The following is a 21,191-nucleotide window of genomic DNA, read 5'->3' as shown; positions in this document are numbered from 1 at the left end:
AGCATGCCCTTACAGGGCGAGTGCATACCACGTCTTTTAGGCGTGGTTATGATTTTAAATTTAAAATAGATATTTATATGTAATTATATTAATTTATTTATATATTTTTTTAGCATATTCGCTTGGAGTGAGGTTGAAATGCTGTTTAAATGTTCTTGAAAAATAATGTATTGAACTAAAGCCTAGCATAAATGCAATTTCACTAATAGTATATTTATTTTCACGAATAAGCTCTTTGCTTTTTTTTAATTTTATTTGTACCATATAGTTTTTAGGAGAAATCTCTAAATTATTTCTAAATAATGTTTGTAAAGATGAACGAGAGATAGAAAATTTATGACAAATTTCCTCAATTGTTAAGGGTTCTGTAATCATTGAATTCATATAATCTAAGATTTCTTGCAGCAATTCATCTTGAAAATGTTGCATTGATCCTGTAGAAATATGTTTGAGGTCAATAGAAGAATCATGTTGTGTTAATAATATAATAATTTCTTGTAAATAACACAACATTAATGTCTTAGAATATGGTAATGAATTAGAACTAGCTTTAACAAATTTATTAAATATGTTATGGAGTTCGTTATCACAGTGAAAAACACGATTAAGAATCATTTCATCTTCTATAATATCCATATCAAATATAACTGTTAGATATGAACATGATTTATTAATTGTAATTTGTTGTGTATGAAATTGATTTGGCCCATACAACATTAAATCATAACTATTTAATGTATAAGTTGTATCTTCAACAGTTGTATCAAGGCTTCCATGATCAACATATGTCAATTCATAATGTTTGTGAGTTTCTCCTTTAAATCGGTAATTTGGACTTTTGATTACATAATAGTAACCAAGAATTTCTTCAATTTTTAACTTAGATACGATTGGTTTATAAACATAGGGAGGATTTAGAAATTCGGTTTTTAAGTTATAATTTGAAGGAGTTATCAAGTAACTTTCAATTTCTTGAGATAGTGGAATAATATTAAAATATTTGTTAGCTTCAATTTTTAAATAATGGTGGATTGCAAATGTTTCTAATTTATCAGGATCTAAGCTATCACCAATTAAAATAGAAGCAATTCCTTCTGTAAGTTCTATATATACTTCACAAGAAAAACAGTACATATGACTGATAACTCTGCCAGATGTATTTAATTTTCTACATATTAGATTATTGTCCTTAAATGATAAATGTTCCTCATAAGTAGAGCCATATTTTTTAAATTCAATACTCGATGTCTTATTAATCATAGTAAACCTCCTTGTATAATTAGATAGTTTAATTATACACAACTAAAATATATATATATAATATACTTTTAGAGACAATTTTTGCAAATATTTTATATAAAATTATTTTCCAGTAGGTAAAAAAGGAATTAGACTAGCTGCTACAGAACTAATTGGCATTGATTGCAAAATGATTTTTCCAGGACCGGTTACTACAGTGTTAAAAAATCCTTCACCACCTAATAGCTTATTTTTAACGCCTTTTACACTTTGGATTTCAATGGAACAAGTTGCATCCATCATTGCTAGGTATCCAGTATCAATGATCATTTGTTGACCAGGTAATAAATCATATTCAATTGCAGAACCATCAATTTCTAAAAATACAGTACCAGATCCTCCGATTTTAGTCATAACAAACCCTTCACCGCCAAAGAATCCAGATGAAAATTTTTTGTTAAAAAATACAGACATCTCGATACCGTTACTTCCAGCTAAAAATGAAGATTTTTGGACAACGATTTCTTGCCCTGGCTTTACCTCAACTGCTTTAATATTACCAGGAAAAGATGAAGCAAAAGCAATTATTCCATCATTTGTTGCTGTATAGCGATTTTGAAATATCGTTTCACCACTAAACATTCTGCCAAAAGCTTTTGATATTCCACCACTAATTGTTTCCATATTCATTCCAGGATCCATCCAGCTCATTGCGCCACTGTCTGTTATCATCGATTCTCCTTTTTCAAGATGGCAGATAACAACAGGAAGATTATCTCCCTTAATTTCATATTTCATAATATTTCAATCCTCCTTAACTGTAATACATACTGGTGAAGAAATTGCTAATGTGTTTGCGGTTCTTACCAGTTCTTCTTTTTCTTCATTAAATGTAATTAATTCAATTTCATTATCGTCCTGAGCTCCTACAATTAGATATTGGTCTTCAAGAATATTAAAATCACGTGGATTTTTACCAGTGTGGACCATATATAATAATGTTAACTTACCTGTTTCTTGATTAACCCGATATAAAACAATACTATCATGCCCACGATTAGAAACGAATAAATGTTTTCCTGATTTGCTTAAACGAATAGCACTTGCACTAGAAAATCCATGAAAATGCCGAGGGGTAGTATGAATAACTTGAATCAGATTAAAATATTTATCATAATATTTAAAAACCATAATATTATTTGCTATTTCATTGACAAGATATGCAAAACGACCGTCTTTAGAAAAAATCATATGTCTAGGCCCTGAGCCAGGAACAACATTTAAATTATGATTTGATGCTTCTTCTAATTTACCATATTTATAAGAATACATTATTACTTTATCAGCGCCTAAATCAACTGCATAGACAAATTCTTTATCGGGAGTGATCCCTACACAGTGACAATGAGGCCCTGTTTGTCTTTTAAGTAAATCGGGTCCTAGTCCTGTATGATGAATGGCACCTATTTTTTCTTTGATATAATTATTCTCTAATAAATAAGAAGCAGTTGATCCTACATGGTAGTTTGCAGCAAAGAGATAACGTAAATTATCACTAACACATAAATGGGTATACGAACGCCCATTAGAGTTATAATTATTATTAATTATTAATTCATCTTTATAAATTGAAAAACTTCCTAATCCGCCACCATTATTTAAACGACTAGCATTTTTGTAAGCGATATATAGAGTATTGTTTTTAGTAATCATATAAGATGGATAATCTTGTGTAACAATGTGTTGTACAAGAGAAAAATCTTGAGTTTCTTCGTTTAAATTAATAATATAAATTCCTTTATCATCATTTTTACCATAACTAGATACATAGAATGTTTTCATCATAAAACCTCCTTACTATTATTTTATCATAAATTATTACTGAACGGGCTTTATTATATATTTTTTTATATTTTAATATTATTAATACAAAATGATTTTTATTACAAATATTAGACAATGTAGTTAAATGAATTTATAATAAACCGTATCTTTACCTTAAAGATAAAATGTTATATAATGAATAAAATAAATTGGAGGACAGAAATATGGATGAGAACTTATTATTAACATTACTTCATAATAATGCAAGAATGGAAGTTACAGATCTTGCCATGGCATTGAATGAAACAGAAGATAATGTTGTCAATACTATCAACCAATTAGAAAAGGATAAAGTTATTTGTGGTTATCATACGATCATTAATTGGGATCGTACTAATGTAGATAATGTAATGGCATTGATTCAAATTAATGCTACTCCTGAACGTGAATATGGTTATGATCGTATTGCTAAAAAGATCTATGCTTTTCCAGAAGTAGATACGATGTATCTACTAAGTGGAAGCTTTGAATTTGTTGCAATCGTTAAGGGACATACAATGCAAGAAGCCGCCCGTTTCGTTGCCTCTAAATTGGCGCCATTAGAGGGGATAACTGGTACTGCCACAATGTTTGTTTTAAAACAATATAAAAATAATGGAATAAGTTTTGATGACAACGACAAAGAAGCTGCAGAAAGATTATTGGTAACACCATAATGGATTTTAATAAAGTATTAAATAATATAGTAAGGGATATACCGCCTAGTGGAATTCGTAAATTTTTTGATTTGGCAAATGAAATGGAGGGGGTTATATCATTGGGAGTAGGGGAACCTGATTTTGATACTCCCTGGAAAATTAGAGAAGCAGCTATTTATTCAATTGAACAAGGAAAGACGTTTTATACTGCTAACCAAGGTTTAGTTGAGTTAAGAAAAGAAATTTGTCGTTATCAAAAAAGAAGATTTGGTTTGAATTATCATTATGATAAAGAATGTATTGTTACAGTTGGTGGATCTGAAGCAATTGATTTGGCATTTAGGGCTATTATTAATCCTGGTGATGAAGTGATTTTATTACAGCCTAGTTATGTTGCTTATACACCAGGTGTAGCTTTAGCTGGTGGTAAAGCTGTTAGTATTGAACTTAAAGAAAATAATGAGTTTAAATTAACTCCAGAATTGTTGGAGGCAGCAATAACCCCAAAGACTAAAGCAATTTTATTGAATTATCCTAGTAATCCTACTGGTGGTTTTATGACACGAGAAGATTATGAAAAACTAGTGCCGATTATTAAAGAGCATGAACTCATTGTTATAACTGATGAGATATATGCTGAGTTATCATATGAACAAAAGTTTTGTTCAATTGCTGCTTTTGATGAGATCAAAGATCAGGTGATTTTGGTTAGTGGTTATTCAAAGGCCTATGCAATGACAGGATGGCGTTTAGGATATGTTTTAGCTAATGAAATATTAACTAAAGCAATGAATAAAATTCATCAATATGTAATTATGTCTGCACCAACTGGAGCTCAGTATGGAGCAATTGAAGCAATGCGACATTGTGATAATGAAATAGAAGAAATGAAAAAGGCATACATGCTTCGTCGTAATTATATTGTTAAAGCTTTTAATGATATGGGATTATATACATTTACACCTCAGGGAGCATTTTATGTTTTTCCGTGTATTAAATCTACAGGTATGACTTCAGAACAATTTTGTGAGGAGTTATTAAAAGATCAGTTAGTAGCTTGTGTACCTGGTACTGCTTTTGGAGAAGCTGGAGAAGGGTATATAAGAGTGTCATATGCTTATTCAATTGACCAAATTAAAGAAGCAACAACAAGGATTAAAACATTTTTAGATAAATTAAATAAATGATGAGTTGATTTGAGGCTTGTTTTAAAATTTTTATTTTAGAATAAGCTTTTTTTATGTTATATATCTTAGATATTAAGTAATAATTTTGTTAAGTGTTTGTAAAGTTAATATTATCGCTAGAGGATTTATACTATAATAGGTGAAAATCTGGAGGTGTGTAGTAATGGCAGAGGTTATTTCTGGACTTAGTAATGAACAGGTTCAAGAACGGATAGATAAGGGATTGATTAATGGTATTAGTAAGACGGTTTCAAAAACCTATTATCAAATATTGATAGAAAATGTATGTACGCTATTTAACTTACTTAATTTCTTAATATTCATTGCTTTAGTATGGGTTGAAGCTTGGTCTAATACTATTTTTATGGCGATTATTGTATGTAATGCTGTAATTGGAATTATTCAGGAAATAAAAGCTAAACGGCTTGTTGACCAGTTATCAATTTTAACAAAACCAACAGTAACAGTAATAAGAAATGCTAAACATGAAATAATTGATATTAGTAAGGTTGTAATAGATGATATTTTAGTTTTAGAAAGCGGGAATCAAGTATGTAATGATTCATTGGTAATTTCTGGTGAGATTGACACAAATGAATCGTTACTTACAGGTGAAGCTGATCCTATTCATAAGGCAATGGATTCTAAATTACTATCAGGTAGTAGTGTTATATCTGGTAAGTGTCTTGCTCGAGTAATAAATGTTGGTACTGATAATTATGCAACTACTTTGATTAAAGAAGCTCAGAAAGTTAAAGAAAATAATTCTGAATTAATGGAATCGATGAAAAAAGTAACAAGGTTTACAACATTTATGATTATCCCTTTAGGTGTTTTGTTATTTATTGAGGCATTATATTTAAGGCAGGATAGTTTATTCAGTGCAGTTGTTTTTTCAACAGCAGGTCTTTTAGGAATGCTTCCTAAAGGTTTAGTGTTACTTACAAGTGTATCTTTAGCAAATGGGGTTACTAGATTAGCTAAGAAAAATGTTCTAATCCAGGATTTATATTCATTAGAAACTTTGTCTCATGTCGATGTACTTTGTTTAGATAAGACAGGGACTATTACTGATGGGAAAATGAAAGTTGAAGAAGTCTTAGAATTAGATTCATTAAATAACTATAATACATATGATATAATGGGTTCCTATTTAAATATATCCGATGATAATAATGCTACTTTTCAAGCTATAAGTGCATATTTTAATGAAAATAGTCTATATAACTGTATAAATAAAATACCTTTTTCTTCAATTAGAAAGTGGAGTGCGGTTGAATTTAAAGAAATAGGAACAATCGTGATTGGGGCGGTCGAGAAAATTATTCCAAACGAACTACCTGATAAAATAAAGTCTTTAATGGAAGAGGGTTTACGAATAATTGCAGTTGGGCATACGCCAAAGACAATAGATGAAAATAATTTACCAGAATTAAAAGCTTTAATGATAATAGTTTTATCTGATACGATTAGAAATCAAACCAAAGAAACATTAGAGTATTTTTGTCGAGAAGGAATTGATATAAAAGTGATTTCTGGTGATAATGTAAATACGGTTACTGCTATTGCTAAAAAGGCTGGGGTTCTAAATTATCAATATTGTATTGATATGTCAGAGATAGAAGATTCTGAAATTAATGATATTATTAGTGATTATACAGTTTTTGGACGAGTTACTCCAAATCAAAAAAAATTAATTGTTGAAGCTTTGAAGAAAAAAGGACATCATGTTGCAATGACTGGTGATGGGGTAAATGATCTTTTAGCTTTAAAGGAATCAGATTGTTCAATTGCAATAGCTCAAGGAAGTGATGCTTCTAAACAGATATCTCAAGTTGTATTATTGAATTCTGATTTTACGTGTTTACCAGATATTTTATTAGAAGGGCGTAAAGTTGTAAATAATGTTACTCGTGTAGCTGGAGTGTTCTTTATTAAAACGATATATACGGTATTATTATCAATGTTTTGTGTTATTAGTAACCGGGAATTTCCTTTTATTCCTCTGCAAATTACTTTAATTGATTTATTGATTGAGGCCATGCCTTCTTTTATGACGATATTTGAATCTAATACTAATAAGATTAAAGGGGAATTTTTACCAAAAGCTCTTGGTAAAGCATTTAGTAGTGCAATAAGTATAATAATTATTTTTATTATAATTATGATAATATCACCAATTTTAAAATTAGATAGCTATATATCAATAACGATAATGTATATAGTATTAGGTGTGGTTTCAATAGTAGCAGTGATTCGGTCTTGTTTTCCTTTTACAAAATTAAGGATTTTTATTTGTATAACAATGATAGTTAGTTTTGGTGGAGCAATATTATTCTTTTACGAACCGTTGCATCTTGCTAAGATCTCACTTAATTTATTATTAATTAGTTTCGCTTGTTCTTTAGCTGGTTTATTACTTGAAAGAAAGATTCATTTTATAACTCAAAAGAAAGATATATTTAATAAGATAGACCTATTAAAATAGGTTTATTTTTGTATTTTTTAAATAAATTGATTTTAAAACCGAAAAAAGGGTGTTATAATTAAAAAAATCAAATCACGAATATTTTTAATTAACTATAATATAAGTAATTAAAGGAGTGATTAGTGATGAAAATACAAAGTTATGAAAAAGTTATTGATAAGGATATTGTTGAAGTTAAAAAATATTTGTTAGATATTAGTGAAAGTTATTGGATGCAAGATATTCATGATATTGTAAATAATAGTATGGATATAAAAATTATTAAGAAAAAGATTAATAAAAGAAAAGATTTACAGTTGGTAATCTTTAGTAAGATAAAGAAGTTAATTGATAAAAGTGTTAGTTTAAGTGAAATGGAAAACCATTTGGTTTTTATGAATATTTTGTTAAGTTCATATTATCGTCCTATATTAGTATATAAATATAATTTATTGAATTATATTATTAATAATGGTGGTTTTTCTATTGAAACATATTGTTTACTTAGACATTTGATTAAATTTAATGAAAAAGTTATTGAATCATTTGTTGAAGCTCTAGCAAATCGATTAAACTTTAGTATGGAACGTTACCATTATATGACTTGTTATATTTTACTATTAGAGAAAAGCTATAGAAAAGCATATCTGCATTTAGAGTATGTTGTTATTGATCAAGAGCTTGAGCGTTTTTTACCAGCTCTATATAATTACAGTCCTCGTTTATACAATAAATATTCTAAAAAAATCAGTATGCCATTAAATCCAATATTAATATAGGAGTAATTTTATGGGTGAAAAAATGTATTATATTTATAAAGTTATAAATGATAGTGAGCGGCCAATCAAAGGTAAAGAGATATTAGTGTATTTAAAACAGTACGGATATGATTTAAATATTAAGACTGTATATAGTCTAATTAAAAGAATTAATGATTTTTATTATTGTTTAACTGGTAAACATTTAATAAAAACTATTAGGAGAAGCGGTTTTGTTATTGAAGATGAGTTTTTTGATGATGGTCAGTTGCAGTTATTAATGGATAGTATTATTTTTAATCCTAATTTAGATAAGAATTCTGCTTCTATAATGGTTGGAAAGTTATCACTATTAAGTTCCTATAAACAAATTAAACGATTAAATATTGAAGACGAAAATAATAATATTCTAACATATGATCCCTTAATAAGTCTTACTACTATTATTAAAGCTATAAATAATCACAAAAATATTGCTTTTAAATATATAAGTTATGATATTGATGATGACTGCTTAGTAGAAGTTTATCATACTAATGGTAATCATGATAATGAAACATATATAATTTCACCCTATAAACTAATTTTAAAAGGTTCTAATTATTATCTTATTGGTTATTTTAATAAAAGAAAAAATAGTTTAAGTGTTTATCGAGTTGATCGAATGCGGTTAGTTAGAAATCATAATAGTAAGTTTGAAGATATAAGAGAACAGTTTGATATGGTCAAAGAGTTTGATAAAAATGTAAATATGTATATAAGTAAAAAGAGAATTGATTTAAAAATAAGATTTAATCAAAGTGTTTTAAAAGAGGTAGTAAATCAATTTGGTAAAGATATTATTGTAAATAAAACTTATGATGGTAAAATTGAAGCAAAAATTAAAAATGTTGCTTTATCTGATGGATTAGTAGGTTGGCTAATGATGTTACAGACAAATATACAAGTAATATTACCCCTTGGATTAAAAGAGATGATTAGAAAAAGGTTAAAGTTAATGTTAAGAATGTATGAACAGGAAACTAAGTGAGTTTCCTGTTTTTCTTTACGTAAACTTAACATAATTAATACAATTTATTGATATATCGTCAAATGTAATTTGATTATTATATATGTGTCTTAAGAAAAGAAAAAGAAAGGGATTAAAAATATGAAAAAAGTATTAGGGGTTTTATTAACATTAGTATTGTGTTTAGGTCTTACTGCTTGTGGTGGAACTGATGATTCAGGTCAGGGAAGTACAGAAGTAAGTGGTAATGTAAGTCTTAGTGGATCTACATCTATGGAAAAATTTGTTAATGCAATAAAAGAAGCAATAGTTGAAGATTATCCTAATCTAGTGTTAGAACCACAATTTACAGGTTCAAGTGCAGGACTTGAAGCAGTTTTAGCTGGTACAGCAGATATTGGTAACTCTTCAAGAGGTTTAAAAGATGAAGAAAAATCAAAGGGATTAGAAGAAAATATTGTTGCCATTGATGGAATTGCAATTATTACTCATAAAAGTAATAAAGTTGATAATTTAACAACAGATCAATTAAAGAAAATTTATACTGGTGAAATTACAAATTGGTCAGAAGTTGGTGGTGATGATCAAGCAATAGTAGTAATGGGGCGTGAAGCTGGTTCAGGAACTCGTGGTGCTTTTGAAGAGATTTTAGAAATTGAAGATGCTTGTAAATATGCTCAAGAATTAAATGAAACTGGTGCTGTTGTTGCTAAAGTTGGAGAAACAGAAGGAGCAATTGGATATATCTCTTTAGATAACATTACTGAAACAGTAAAAGCTTTAAAATTAGATGATGTTGAGGCTAATGAAGATACTGTAAAAGATGGAAGTTATACTTTACAAAGACCATTTGTGATGGCAACTAAGGGCAAAATCAGTGAACAGAGTAAAGAAGTTAAAGCAATCTTCGAATTTATTGAAAGTGAAAAAGGACAAGAAGTTCTTAAAGCTGTAGGTTTAGTAAGTCCAAAGTAGGAGTTTATTATGGAAAAAGATATGTTATCTATTATAAGCAATAGAAAAACAAAATCTTTAGTAGAAAAAACAGCCGCGATTATATTTCGTGGCTGTGCTATTGTATCTATTATTGCAGTAGTTTCTATTACAGGTTATATGATTATTTCTGGTACACCAGCAATTTTTAAAGAAGGATTAGTAGGAATTTTATTTGGCAGTGTTTGGGCACCTACTGCTGCTAATCCTCAGTATGGAATTCTTTTAATAATTCTTACATCAATAATTGGGGTGTTTTTAGCAATTTGTATTGGAGTTCCTATTGGTTTATTTACAGCTATAAATTTAGCTGAATTAGCTAATCCTAAAGTTAGAAAAATCGTTAAGTCAGCAATTGAGTTATTAGCAGGAATTCCATCTGTTGTTTATGGTTTGTTAGGAATTTTATTGATCTGTCCAATAATGTATGATCTTGAAAGAATGATTTTTGCAGGATCAAAAACACATCAATTTACTGGTGGGGCAAATTTAATTTCAGCTATTATAGTTTTAGCAATTATGATTTTACCAACCCTAATTAATATTACTGAAACAGCATTAAATGCAGTTCCTGATGATTATCGAAAAAGCTCATTAGCTTTAGGAGCTAGTAAAATGCAGACAATCTTTAAGGTTGTATTACCAAGTGCTAAATCAGGTATTATATCAGCAATTGTATTAGGTGTAGGGAGAGCAATTGGTGAAGCTATGGCAATTTTATTGGTTGCAGGAAATTCAGTAAATATGCCATTACCATTTAATTCAGTCCGTTTTCTAACAACAGGAATCGTTTCAGAAATGGGTTATGCTCAGGGAACACATCGTGAAGTACTTTTTACAATTGGTTTAGTGTTATTTGTTTTTATAATTGTTATTAATCTAATTTTAACATTTATTATAAAGAGAGGAGATCAACATGAATAATAGTAGTATTTTTGATAAAAGACATCGTATTACTGATAAAGTATTAAACATCTTGATTCAATTATCAAGTGCACTTTCTGTGTTGATCTTATTAGTTTGTATTGGTTATATATTATATCGCGGTCTACCACATTTTGACTTTTCATATTTAATTAGCACAACAAGTATTTTAAAAGGTACAGTAGGAATTTTACCTAACATTATTAATACTTTATATATTATTGTTGTAACATTATTGATTGCCTGCCCAATTGGAATAGGTGGAGCAATTTATTTAAATGAATATGCTAAGAATAAAAAGTTTGTTAAGATTATTTCTTTTACTACTGAAGTTTTAGCTGGAATCCCTTCTATTATATATGGTTTATTTGGAATGTTATTTTTTGGAACATTGTTAAAATTTAGATTTTCAATTCTAACTGGTTCATTTACACTTGCAATTATGATTTTACCAATTATTACAAGAAATACGCAAGTTGCTTTAGAGGGTGTACCAAAAAGTTATCGTGAAGCAGCATTGGGGATTGGGGCAACAAAATGGTATATGATTAGAACAGTTTTATTACCAAGTGCTATGCCAGGAATATTGACAGGAGTTATTTTAGGAATGGGAAGGATCGTTGCTGAATCGGCGGCATTACTATTTACTGCTGGTTCAGTTAGTGTGTTACCAAAAAATATTTTTAGTCATTTATCTAGTTCTGGTGCAACACTTACAATTCAGCTGTATTTAGAAATGGCCAAAGCTAATTATGATGCTGCTTTTGTAATTGCGTTAGTATTGATTGTTATTGTTTTAGGTTTAAATATTTTAGCAAAAATAATTTCTAATAAAATTGATGTAAATAGGGTGAAATAAAATGGAAAATAAAATTGAAGCAAGAAATCTAGATTTATTTTATGGTGAAAAACATGCTTTAAAAGGTGTTGATCTAGATATAAAAACGAATAAGATAACGGCCTTCATTGGTCCTTCAGGATGTGGAAAATCAACATTTCTTAAAACTTTAAATCGTATGAATGATTATGTTAAAGGTATTAAGATTACTGGTAATGTAAAATTAGATAATGAAGATATTTATGATAATAGAGTTGATACTACGGTATTAAGAAAAAAAGTAGGTATGGTATTTCAACAGCCTAATCCATTTCCAATGAGTATTTATGATAATGTCGCATATGGACCAAGGATTCATGGTATAAAAAACAAAAAAGAATTAGATAAAATAGTAAAAGATTCATTACAGGCAGCCGCCTTATATGAGGAAGTTAAAGACCGTTTACACACTAGTGCATTAGGACTGTCAGGGGGACAGCAGCAGCGTTTGTGCATTGCAAGAGCGTTAGCTGTTGAACCAGAAGTTATTTTATTAGATGAGCCAACTAGTGCTTTAGACCCAATTTCGACATTAAAGATAGAAGAGTTATTGTTAGAATTAAAGAAAAAGTATACGATTGCTATTGTTACACATAATATGCAGCAGGCAAGTCGTATTGCTGATTATACTGCTTTCTTTTTAGTTGGTGAAATGGTTGAATATGGTAAAACAAAAGACGTTTTTTCAATGCCAAAAGATAAACGTACTGAAGATTATATAACAGGTAGATTCGGATAGGAGATAAAAATGTTAAGAAGTAAATTTGAAAAAGATTTAAATAAATTGCATGTTGATCTTGATAAAATGTGTCATCTAGTTATTTTGGCGATTGAAAATTGTATTACAGCTTTTAAAAGTGGTGATCGAGATTTATGCCGTGATATTTTAGCAGGTGACAAAGTTATCAATGATATGGAAAGAACGATTGAAGCAAGATGTTTGTCTTTAATTTTAAAACAGCAGCCTATTGCTAGTGATTTAAGAAATGTTTCTACAGCTTTAAAAGTAGTTACTGATTTAGAAAGAATTGGTGATCAGAGCGCAGATATTGCAGAGATATTATTAGAAACGGATGTTACTTGTCCATATAAAATGGTTGAACATATACCGAACATGGCACGTTTAGCTCGAGACATGGTTAAGGGTTCAATAGATGCCTTTCATGAACATGATTTAAATAAGGCTACCCAAATTAAGGAATTAGAAAACCAAATGGATAGACTATTTGAAGAAGTTAAGGTAGAATTAGTACAGATAGTAAATGAATCTAAAGAAAATATTGATATTGTTATTAATTTTTTAATGATTGCTAAATATTTTGAAAGAATTGGTGATCATGCAGTTAATATTTGTGAGTGGGTTGAGTTTAATCAGACTGGAACAGTTGATAACTTCCGGTTAATTTAAGGAGAGATAGTAATGAGCGAACGTATATTTGTAGTTGAAGATGATGAAAATATTCGTGAAATAATTAATTTAGCATTAGTGAGTAATGGTTATGAGGTTGTTCAATTTGATAATGCTATAGATGCATTGACTAAAATTAGTCAGGAAACACCATCACTAGCAATTTTTGATTTAATGTTGCCGAAAATGAGTGGAATTGATGCAATTAAAAAGATAAGAGAAACAAATAATGAGTTACCAATTTTAATTTTAAGTGCTAAAGATCGCGAGATAGATAAAGTAAACGGTTTAGATAGTGGTTCAGATGATTATATGACTAAACCATTTGGGATTTTAGAACTACAAGCTCGAGTTCGCTCTTTACTTAGACGCCATATAACAAGTGATATTATTAAAACTAAGCATCTTATAGTTGATAAACAAACAAGAATTATTAAATTGGATAATAAAAAATTAGAATTAACAAATAAAGAATATCAATTACTAGTATATTTAATAGATAATAAACATCGTGTAGTTGAACGAGAAGAATTGTTAAATGAGATTTGGGGTTATGATTTTATTGGTGAATCTCGTGCTTTAGATGTTCATATTCGAGCTCTACGTAGTAAGTTAAATGATGATGGTCATAAATATATAAAAACTATTCGTAGTGTAGGATATCGTTTCTATGAGGAAGGTGATGATAGTGAATAAGACAATTTTCCGTTATTTTTTAACGGTATTGTTGGTTACGCTTATATTATCTTCAAGTGTATCAATGGTTATACTTTCAAATCAAATGTTAGAAAATACAAAACATGATATGCTTTATGCAGTTAAATTGGTGGATTATCAATTAGATGAATCTCATGATTTAAAAGCTCAGGTAGATGCTTTAAACCCACTAGCCTATAATGATCAAACTCGTCTAACTGTAATAGATACTAATGGTGAAGTGCTAGCGGATAGCGGTAGTGATGATATTGATGAAAATCATAAAGGGCGTGAAGAAATTAAACAGGCTTTGAGTGAAGGGGTTGGATATGCTACTCGTTATTCAAATACAGTTAAACGGAATATGTTATATGTAGCAGTATTTAATAAAGGATATGTAGTACGATTAGCATTACCATATAATGGGATATTTGATAACTTGCCAACTTTAGTTAAGCCGCTAGGGGTAGGTGCAATAATGTCTCTTGTTATTGCATTGTTTTTATCAAAACGTTTTGCTGATACTTTAACTGCGCCAATTCATGATATTACTACTCAAGTTACTAAGATGAAAGATTATCGGGAGTTAGAGTTTGATAGCTATAAGTATGATGAGTTTAATATTATTGCTTCTAAATTAGAAGAACAGGCACAAACAATCCATGATACAATGAAAAAACTTAAAAGTGAACAAATTAAAATTAATGGTATTCTTGATCAGATGAAAGAGGGCTTTATCTTATTGGATAGTGATTTATCTGTTTTAATGGTTAATCGTAAAGCCCAAAAGCTTTATGGGCATACTATTAAATTAAATCATTCAATCAAAGATTTTATTTTTGATTTTAAAATAATTAATGCACTTGATTATTTAACTGATGAACAGCAGGTAGTTGAAGTTGAAAAAGAAAAACAATTTTATAATTGTTATGTAGCTAAAGTTGATTATGGAGTAACATTACTATTTGTTAATATTACTGAACAACACAATGCCATGAAGATGCGTCAAGAGTTTTTCTCTAATGTTTCTCATGAATTAAAAACACCAATGACTTCAATTAGAGGATATAGTGAATTATTAGAGACTGGAGTTATTAATGATAAAGAGGCTTCTAAAAAAGCATTGGATAAGATTCATGATGAAGTTAATAATATGTCATCATTAATCAATGATATTTTAATGATTTCACGTTTAGAAAATAAAGATGTTGATATAATTAAGCATCCTGTACATATTGAACCATTAGTCAATGAAATTATTGATTCTATGCAAGTAGAAATTAATAAAAAGAATTTAGTAGTAAATAAAGAAATAAAGGATATCGTATACATATCTAACCATCAGCATATGCATCAATTATTAAGTAACTTAATAACGAACGCTATTAAATATAATAATGATAATGGTAGTATTACAATAAAATCATATGAATTAGAGCATAGTATTGTAATTGAAGTAAGTGATACGGGAAGAGGAATTTCAAAAATTGATCAAGGTCGAGTATTTGAACGCTTCTTTAGATGTGATCAGGGTCGTGATAAAGAAACAGGCGGAACTGGCTTAGGTTTAGCAATTGTTAAACACATTGTTCAGTACTATCAGGGAAGTATCACATTATCAAGTAAACTGAATCAGGGAACTGTTTTTAAAGTGGTTTTACCAAAAGAAAAGTAAATTATATTTAATAGATTTCAACTAATATTATTATTAGATATTCAGAAAACTGGATATCTTTTTATTGTGAAACAAAAACCACGTGCTATGCGCGTGGTAACAATAAAGCTTTAGCGTCTGGGTAAAAAACCTCCTCGTGATATAATAATTGTAGCCTGGCAGCTGCAAATAAAATAACGAGGAGGTTAGTCTATGAAAGACACAAAAAGTTTATCACATACATCATATAGATGTAAATATCATATTGTAATAGTACCAAAATTTAGAAGGATGGTAATATACAATAAATTAAGACATGATATAAGATTAATTATAAAGACCTTAATTGAAAGAAAACCGGGAGTAGAGCTGATAGAAGGAGAGTTATGTCCTGATCATATTCACCTTCTATTAGAAATACCACCAAAGTATTCTGTGGCGGAGTTCATGGGATACCTGAAAAGCAAGTCAACGCTTATGATATTTGATCGTCATGCAAGTATGAAATATAAATATGGAAATCGAAAATTTTGGGCAAGAGGCTATTTTGTAGATACAGTAGGAAAGAACGAGAAGACAGTGAGAGAATATATTCAAAATCAGTTAGCGGAAGATAAGTTGAGTGATCAAATGAGTATGGAAGAATTTATTGACCCGTTCACAGGAGAACCAGTGGAAGGGTACAAGAAAAAGAAAAAAAAGTAAAAGACCCTTTGAGGGTCAGTGAGTAAATGACGTTGCGGTTGTCAAGGCGTTCAGTGGTCGAATGACTAGCGCAACAGCATGCCCTTACAGGGCGAGTGCATACCACGTCTTTTAGGCGTGGTTATGATTTAGTGTATTAAATGAAGTTAGCTAAATTTATTATTTTACCAAATATTAATAAGATTATTTAATATAATTTATATATATACTATTTAAAAGAAAGCTAGTAAAATAGAGACATGAAAAGTAATCCAGAAACATTAAGAAAACGTGGTTTTATTACAAGTATTGAAGCCCAATCGTTTTTTTTATATTCAAAAGAAGAATTATTTAAGTTACTAGGTGATAAGCAGGCAGTTAATCGTACAGCTGCTTTGTGTGTATTAAAAAAAATTATTTCTATTAATGAATTAGATGAAATATTACTTAAGATGTTAACAAAAGAAAAAGCATTATATACTAAACTGGAAATATGTAATATATTAGCTACTGGCAATGCGTTAACAATTGAAAGAATGATACCGTATGTTGGAAAAATAGGAGGTAATCAGTATCATAATATTGCAAAAAAGGTATCTATGAAAAAAAGTTATCCCTTACCTAGAGATATTATTGCTAGAACAATGGCTAAAATGGATTCACGATATTTTGAATCAATTTTAGAAAATCTTCATTGTAAAAATGACTTGGTTGTTGCTGAAATAATTGATGCTGTTGGTTGGCAGGTATTCTACCATCAGGAACTTGCAGTAGAAAAGTATTATCAGGTTATCATTGATCTGCTTAATAAACATCGAAATAATGAATTTATGTTGTGGAAGTTAATTATTTGTTTATCTTCATTTAATCAGGCTGAGGATTTATTAAGGCATTGGAATTGTAATAACTTAATTATAAAACAGGAGATTCAAAGAAGTATTGATTTAATTGTTAAAAGAAAAAATATTATATAAATAATTAATTTATTGGTGTTATAATTAATGTGATTAGAAAAGAGGAGAGAAGATGTATAAGATTATATCAGATGGTTCATGTGACTTACCAATTGAACTAGTGAAGCAGTTAAATATTGAAGTTGTACCTTTCTATGTTTCTACTAATGGGGTTGATCATCAAAAAGAAATAGTTGATTTAGGAGTTAGGGATTTTTATCAATTTATGATTGATAATCCAAAAGTCTTTCCTAAAACATCAATGCCTTCAGTACAAGATTATTTGGATGTTTTTGAGCCAATTATAAAAAATAGAGATGATATTATTTGTATTTGTATTACAACAAAGTTCTCTGGTTCTTATAATTCAGCAATGAATGCTAAAAATATGTTACTAGATGATTACCCTGATGCAAAAATTGAAATAATTGATGCAACAGTTAATACTGTATTACAGGGAATGCTTGTTGAAGAAGCAGTTGCTAAAAAAAATACTGGTGCAACATTTGAAGAAACTGTTGAATATGTAAATTTGATTAAAGAGACAGGAAGAATTTTCTTTACCATTAATGGTATGGATTATTTGGTACATGGAGGTAGAGTTGGAAAATTATCGGGAATTGCAGCTGGTGCTTTAGGAATTAAACCATTGATTTTACTTAAGGAGGGAGAAATTTTTAATAATGGATTAACTAGAGGACGTAAAAAATCTAAACAAAAAATTATTGAGCAGATTATTAGTTATTTTAAAGATAATGGGTTAAATATAGATCAATTTCGTTTTTGTATTGGATTTGGTTATGATAAAGAAGAGGCAATTCAATTTAAAGAACACTTTATTGAATCATTGAAAATATTAGCACCTTCATTTAATGATGAGATTCCAATCCGTCAAATAGGAGCAACTATTGGAGTTCATACGGGACCACATCCTTTAGGCGTTGGTTTATTGAAAAAAATATAAAGAAAAAATAGGAGCTGACTCCTATTTTTTAAATATAACAATGGCTTTAAATAAATCACCATCAACATTAATTTTAAATATACCTTTTTGTAGTTCAGTAAAACTTTTTGCAATAGCTAAACCTAAACCGCTGCCACTTGTATTTCTAGATGTATCACCTTGGATAAAACGTTCAACTAATTCATCCTCACTAACCTTAATTTCATTAGCAGAAATATTTTTGAAAATAATCTCTACATCATCTCTATGATTAATAATATCAATATATACTCTTGTATTTTCTAAAGCATATTTACTTATATTTATTAATAAATTTTCAAATATACGATAAGTTTTTGAACTGTCTAATGATAAGATGATTTTTTCTTCAGAAAAATTAGTTTTAAAAATTAAATTCTTTTCATTAAATTTATCTGTTAATTCAAATTTGGCTTGCTGTATTAAAGCAACAAGATCAACATCAACAAAATTTAATTTAACATTCCCACTATTAACCTTACTTACTTCAAATAAATCATCAATAAGATTTTTTAATCTAAGTGAATTACGGTCAAGTGTTTCAATATATTCATATCTTTTATTTTGATTAAGATTTTCATTTTTTAATAAATCTACATAAGTAATAATTGATGTTAATGGTGTTTTTAAATCATGTGATACGTTAGAAATTAATTCAGTTTTCATTTTTTGAGATTTAACTTCTTCATTTACAGCTTTTTCAAAACCATTTTTAATATTTGTAAATTCTGTTCCTAATAAGTTGAACATCCCAATATCCTGATTGATCTCAACATCAAAATCACCATTAGATAATCTTTTAACTGCACTTAATAATATATCATAATTATGTTTAAATTCATTAAACTTATTTCTTAAAATAACAAATAAAATTGCAGAATAGATTAAAGCAAAGAAAATTCCAAAAGTAAAGAAACAACAAATTATAGAAATAATTAAACAATTTACTAAAACTATTTTAAGAATAATTTTATTTGTATCATCATTTATATTGAAACTACTTACTTTATAAATTAGTTTTTTAATATTTTGAAATAACCAGACACAAGCAGTGTTTTTCTTTACAAAGTCAACAATTCCTTCTTTAAATATTGATTTTAAATAGAATATACAGAACATTGATAAATAAAGCAAACCAGCCCATGATAAAATATTCATCATACCAAGAATCAATTCACTAGATTTATTAAATCCAATAGTAATTAATTTAGTAAGATAATAATCATTTAATGTATCAATAATAAGTCCATAAATCACTACAGAAATTCCTGCAAAAGCAAATACTATTCCAATTAAAAGAGGTTCTAATTTAATTCTAGCAGGATATTTAAAGATACCTATTTCTTTAACCGTTTTATATGGGTATAGAAGTATATATAAACATACTATCACAATAGCAATTAAGGCAAAAGGAACAATATTTTCAACCTTAGTACTTTTTAAATGTGCTTCATTGTAATAAGCAATTGTATCAATAGAATTGGCGTTGATTTTATTAGGTACTGCAAAATAAATTGTAGTATTAGTAGGGTTATGCAAAACGGCATTTTTATCATAGTTATCCAAATATTGGAAATAAGTCTGTTTAAAGTTATTCCATACTAATTCATAATTTTGGTTAGGAGCTACTGGACATCCCATTGTATCATATGTAAATTCACCATTTTCATTAAAAGATATTTTTAAATACCATTGATATTTATTCTTTAAATCTTTGTTATTTTGAATATTTTTTATGTCATCATTAGTATTACCAAGTTTATTATCATTTTTTTCGGCATAATATTTAATATTTTTCTTTTCTGACATTATTTCTCTATTGTATAAAATATTATTACGGTAAAATTCATCACTTGCATCTTCATTGGCTGTAAGATATTTGGGAATCCCCTCTTTTTTACCAACATTATCTAGTTGGAAACTAATAGCATAAACATTATCTAAGATGTCATAGAGAATTTTATTGCTAGTAAAATTAATACTTTTTCCATTACTGGTTTCAACAACATCATAGCAGTGATATACACTAGCACTACTAATAAATATAATTAAAATAGTTAAAATTGAAAAGATAATTTTATTTTTTTTCATTTTATCACCTACTGTTTTTCAATCTTATACCCAACACCCCAAACAACTTTTAAATATTGAGGATTACTAGGCGTGATTTCAATTTTTTCTCTTAGATTACGGACGTGGACCATAACTGTTTCTGTGTTAATAGCTGCTTCATTCCAAACATTTTCATATATTTGTTCACTAGAAAAGACACGACCAGGTTTTTCCATCAATAACTCTAAAATTTTTAGTTCAATAGGTGTTACTTTTACTAATTTTCCATCAACAGTAACTTCTTTAGTATCTAGATCTAGCCCTAAGCCACCCACAATATACTTGTTACTTTCTTCTTGCTTTTTGTCAATCATATTTAAATACTTATGATAGCGACGTAATTGTGAAGATACTCGAGCTAAAAGTTCCATTGGAACAAAGGGCTTAGTTACATAATCATCTCCCCCTATATTTAATCCAGTTATTTTATCAATATCTTCTGATTTGGCTGATAAAAAAATAATTGGAAAGTCATGATTTTCTCGAACTTTCATTGTCATTTCAATCCCGTCCATTACTGGCATCATAATATCAACAATGGCTAAATGAATTTCATACTGTTCAATTATATTTAAACCAGCTAATCCATTATTTGCTATAAATACATTGTAACCTTGAGATTTCAAATATATTTCAATCGCTTTAGCAATTTCAATTTCATCTTCTACAATTAAAATATTATCTTGATTCATTCTTTTACCTTCTTTCATATTAATTATAAGCGAT

At 28.6% G+C, this 21,191-nt stretch carries 20 protein-coding genes; 15 read left to right on the top strand and 5 right to left on the bottom strand.

The features are described 5' to 3' along the window. Positions 1-93: 93 nt before the first annotated feature. The 3 genes from ACLR9T_RS03585 to ACLR9T_RS03575 form a co-directional block, all read right to left on the bottom strand. Complete coding sequence (locus ACLR9T_RS03585; protein WP_413108161.1) at positions 94-1,260, bottom strand: AraC family transcriptional regulator; 1,167 nt, start codon at positions 1,258-1,260, stop codon at positions 94-96. A 102-nt stretch (positions 1,261-1,362) separates the two neighbouring features. Next, complete coding sequence (locus ACLR9T_RS03580; RefSeq protein ID WP_413108160.1) at positions 1,363-2,037, bottom strand: TIGR00266 family protein; 675 nt, start codon at positions 2,035-2,037, stop codon at positions 1,363-1,365. A gap of 6 nt (positions 2,038-2,043) precedes the next feature. Further along, positions 2,044-3,081, bottom strand: coding sequence for a lactonase family protein (locus tag ACLR9T_RS03575; protein ID WP_413108159.1), 1,038 nt, complete (start codon positions 3,079-3,081; stop codon positions 2,044-2,046). A 206-nt stretch (positions 3,082-3,287) separates the two neighbouring features. Between ACLR9T_RS03575 and ACLR9T_RS03570 the strand changes: the two genes are divergently transcribed. The 15 genes from ACLR9T_RS03570 to ACLR9T_RS03500 all read left to right on the top strand — a co-directional run bounded on the left by ACLR9T_RS03570 (position 3,288) and on the right by ACLR9T_RS03500 (position 18,335). Beyond that, on the top strand, positions 3,288-3,779 hold the full coding sequence (locus tag ACLR9T_RS03570; protein WP_413108158.1) for an Lrp/AsnC family transcriptional regulator: 492 nt from the start codon (positions 3,288-3,290) through the stop codon (positions 3,777-3,779). Beyond that, positions 3,779-4,948, top strand: a complete 1,170-nt coding sequence (locus ACLR9T_RS03565; RefSeq protein WP_413108157.1) for an aminotransferase class I/II-fold pyridoxal phosphate-dependent enzyme — start codon at positions 3,779-3,781, stop codon at positions 4,946-4,948. The genes ACLR9T_RS03570 and ACLR9T_RS03565 overlap by 1 nt, the downstream gene beginning before the upstream one ends. A gap of 163 nt (positions 4,949-5,111) precedes the next feature. Next, on the top strand, positions 5,112-7,436 hold the full coding sequence (locus ACLR9T_RS03560; RefSeq protein ID WP_413108156.1) for an HAD-IC family P-type ATPase: 2,325 nt from the start codon (positions 5,112-5,114) through the stop codon (positions 7,434-7,436). A 125-nt stretch (positions 7,437-7,561) separates the two neighbouring features. Continuing rightward, positions 7,562-8,194, top strand: a complete 633-nt coding sequence (locus tag ACLR9T_RS03555; protein ID WP_413108155.1) for a hypothetical protein — start codon at positions 7,562-7,564, stop codon at positions 8,192-8,194. A gap of 10 nt (positions 8,195-8,204) precedes the next feature. Next, positions 8,205-9,203, top strand: coding sequence for a WYL domain-containing protein (locus ACLR9T_RS03550; RefSeq protein ID WP_413108154.1), 999 nt, complete (start codon positions 8,205-8,207; stop codon positions 9,201-9,203). Between the two features lie 120 nt (positions 9,204-9,323). Next, positions 9,324-10,157 carry a phosphate ABC transporter substrate-binding protein gene (locus ACLR9T_RS03545; protein ID WP_413108153.1) on the top strand — a complete coding sequence of 278 codons (834 nt, stop codon included), beginning with the start codon at positions 9,324-9,326 and terminating at the stop codon, positions 10,155-10,157. Positions 10,158-10,166: 9 nt separating this feature from the next. Further along, complete coding sequence (gene pstC / locus ACLR9T_RS03540) at positions 10,167-11,099, top strand: phosphate ABC transporter permease subunit PstC (protein WP_413108152.1); 933 nt, start codon at positions 10,167-10,169, stop codon at positions 11,097-11,099. Then, positions 11,092-11,958, top strand: a complete 867-nt coding sequence (pstA, locus tag ACLR9T_RS03535) for a phosphate ABC transporter permease PstA (RefSeq protein WP_413108151.1) — start codon at positions 11,092-11,094, stop codon at positions 11,956-11,958. Before pstC ends, pstA begins: the two co-directional genes overlap by 8 nt. Position 11,959: 1 nt before the next feature. After that, on the top strand, positions 11,960-12,715 hold the full coding sequence (pstB, locus tag ACLR9T_RS03530) for a phosphate ABC transporter ATP-binding protein PstB (RefSeq protein WP_413108150.1): 756 nt from the start codon (positions 11,960-11,962) through the stop codon (positions 12,713-12,715). A 9-nt stretch (positions 12,716-12,724) separates the two neighbouring features. Further along, positions 12,725-13,384 carry a phosphate signaling complex protein PhoU gene (gene phoU, locus ACLR9T_RS03525; RefSeq protein ID WP_413108149.1) on the top strand — a complete coding sequence of 220 codons (660 nt, stop codon included), beginning with the start codon at positions 12,725-12,727 and terminating at the stop codon, positions 13,382-13,384. A gap of 12 nt (positions 13,385-13,396) precedes the next feature. Then, entirely contained in the window at positions 13,397-14,080 is a 684-nt protein-coding gene (locus ACLR9T_RS03520) for a response regulator transcription factor (RefSeq protein WP_413108148.1), read from the top strand. Continuing rightward, positions 14,067-15,755 (top strand): ATP-binding protein, encoded by a 1,689-nt coding sequence (locus ACLR9T_RS03515; RefSeq protein WP_413108147.1) that lies wholly within the window; start codon positions 14,067-14,069, stop codon positions 15,753-15,755. Before ACLR9T_RS03520 ends, ACLR9T_RS03515 begins: the two co-directional genes overlap by 14 nt. A 192-nt stretch (positions 15,756-15,947) precedes the next feature. Further along, the gene (gene tnpA, locus ACLR9T_RS03510) at positions 15,948-16,439 is read left to right on the top strand and encodes an IS200/IS605 family transposase (protein WP_413108055.1); all 492 of its coding nucleotides are present in this window, start codon (positions 15,948-15,950) and stop codon (positions 16,437-16,439) included. Between the two features lie 239 nt (positions 16,440-16,678). Next, positions 16,679-17,392, top strand: a complete 714-nt coding sequence (locus tag ACLR9T_RS03505) for a hypothetical protein (RefSeq protein ID WP_413108146.1) — start codon at positions 16,679-16,681, stop codon at positions 17,390-17,392. 52 nt (positions 17,393-17,444) lie between these two features. Continuing rightward, entirely contained in the window at positions 17,445-18,335 is an 891-nt protein-coding gene (locus tag ACLR9T_RS03500) for a DegV family protein (protein WP_413108145.1), read from the top strand. A 21-nt stretch (positions 18,336-18,356) separates the two neighbouring features. On the opposite strand, the gene ACLR9T_RS03495 is transcribed toward ACLR9T_RS03500, so the two are convergent. Next, complete coding sequence (locus ACLR9T_RS03495) at positions 18,357-20,444, bottom strand: sensor histidine kinase (RefSeq protein ID WP_413108144.1); 2,088 nt, start codon at positions 20,442-20,444, stop codon at positions 18,357-18,359. A gap of 8 nt (positions 20,445-20,452) precedes the next feature. Further along, the gene (locus ACLR9T_RS03490) at positions 20,453-21,157 is read right to left on the bottom strand and encodes a response regulator transcription factor (protein ID WP_413108164.1); all 705 of its coding nucleotides are present in this window, start codon (positions 21,155-21,157) and stop codon (positions 20,453-20,455) included. Between the last annotated feature and the right edge of the window lie 34 nt (positions 21,158-21,191).

Source organism: Thomasclavelia sp. (assembly GCF_047249845.1).
In the GTDB taxonomy this organism is placed as follows: Bacteria; Bacillota_I; Bacilli_A; order Erysipelotrichales; family Coprobacillaceae; genus Thomasclavelia.
This window is presented reverse-complemented; position numbering and strand designations above follow the sequence as displayed.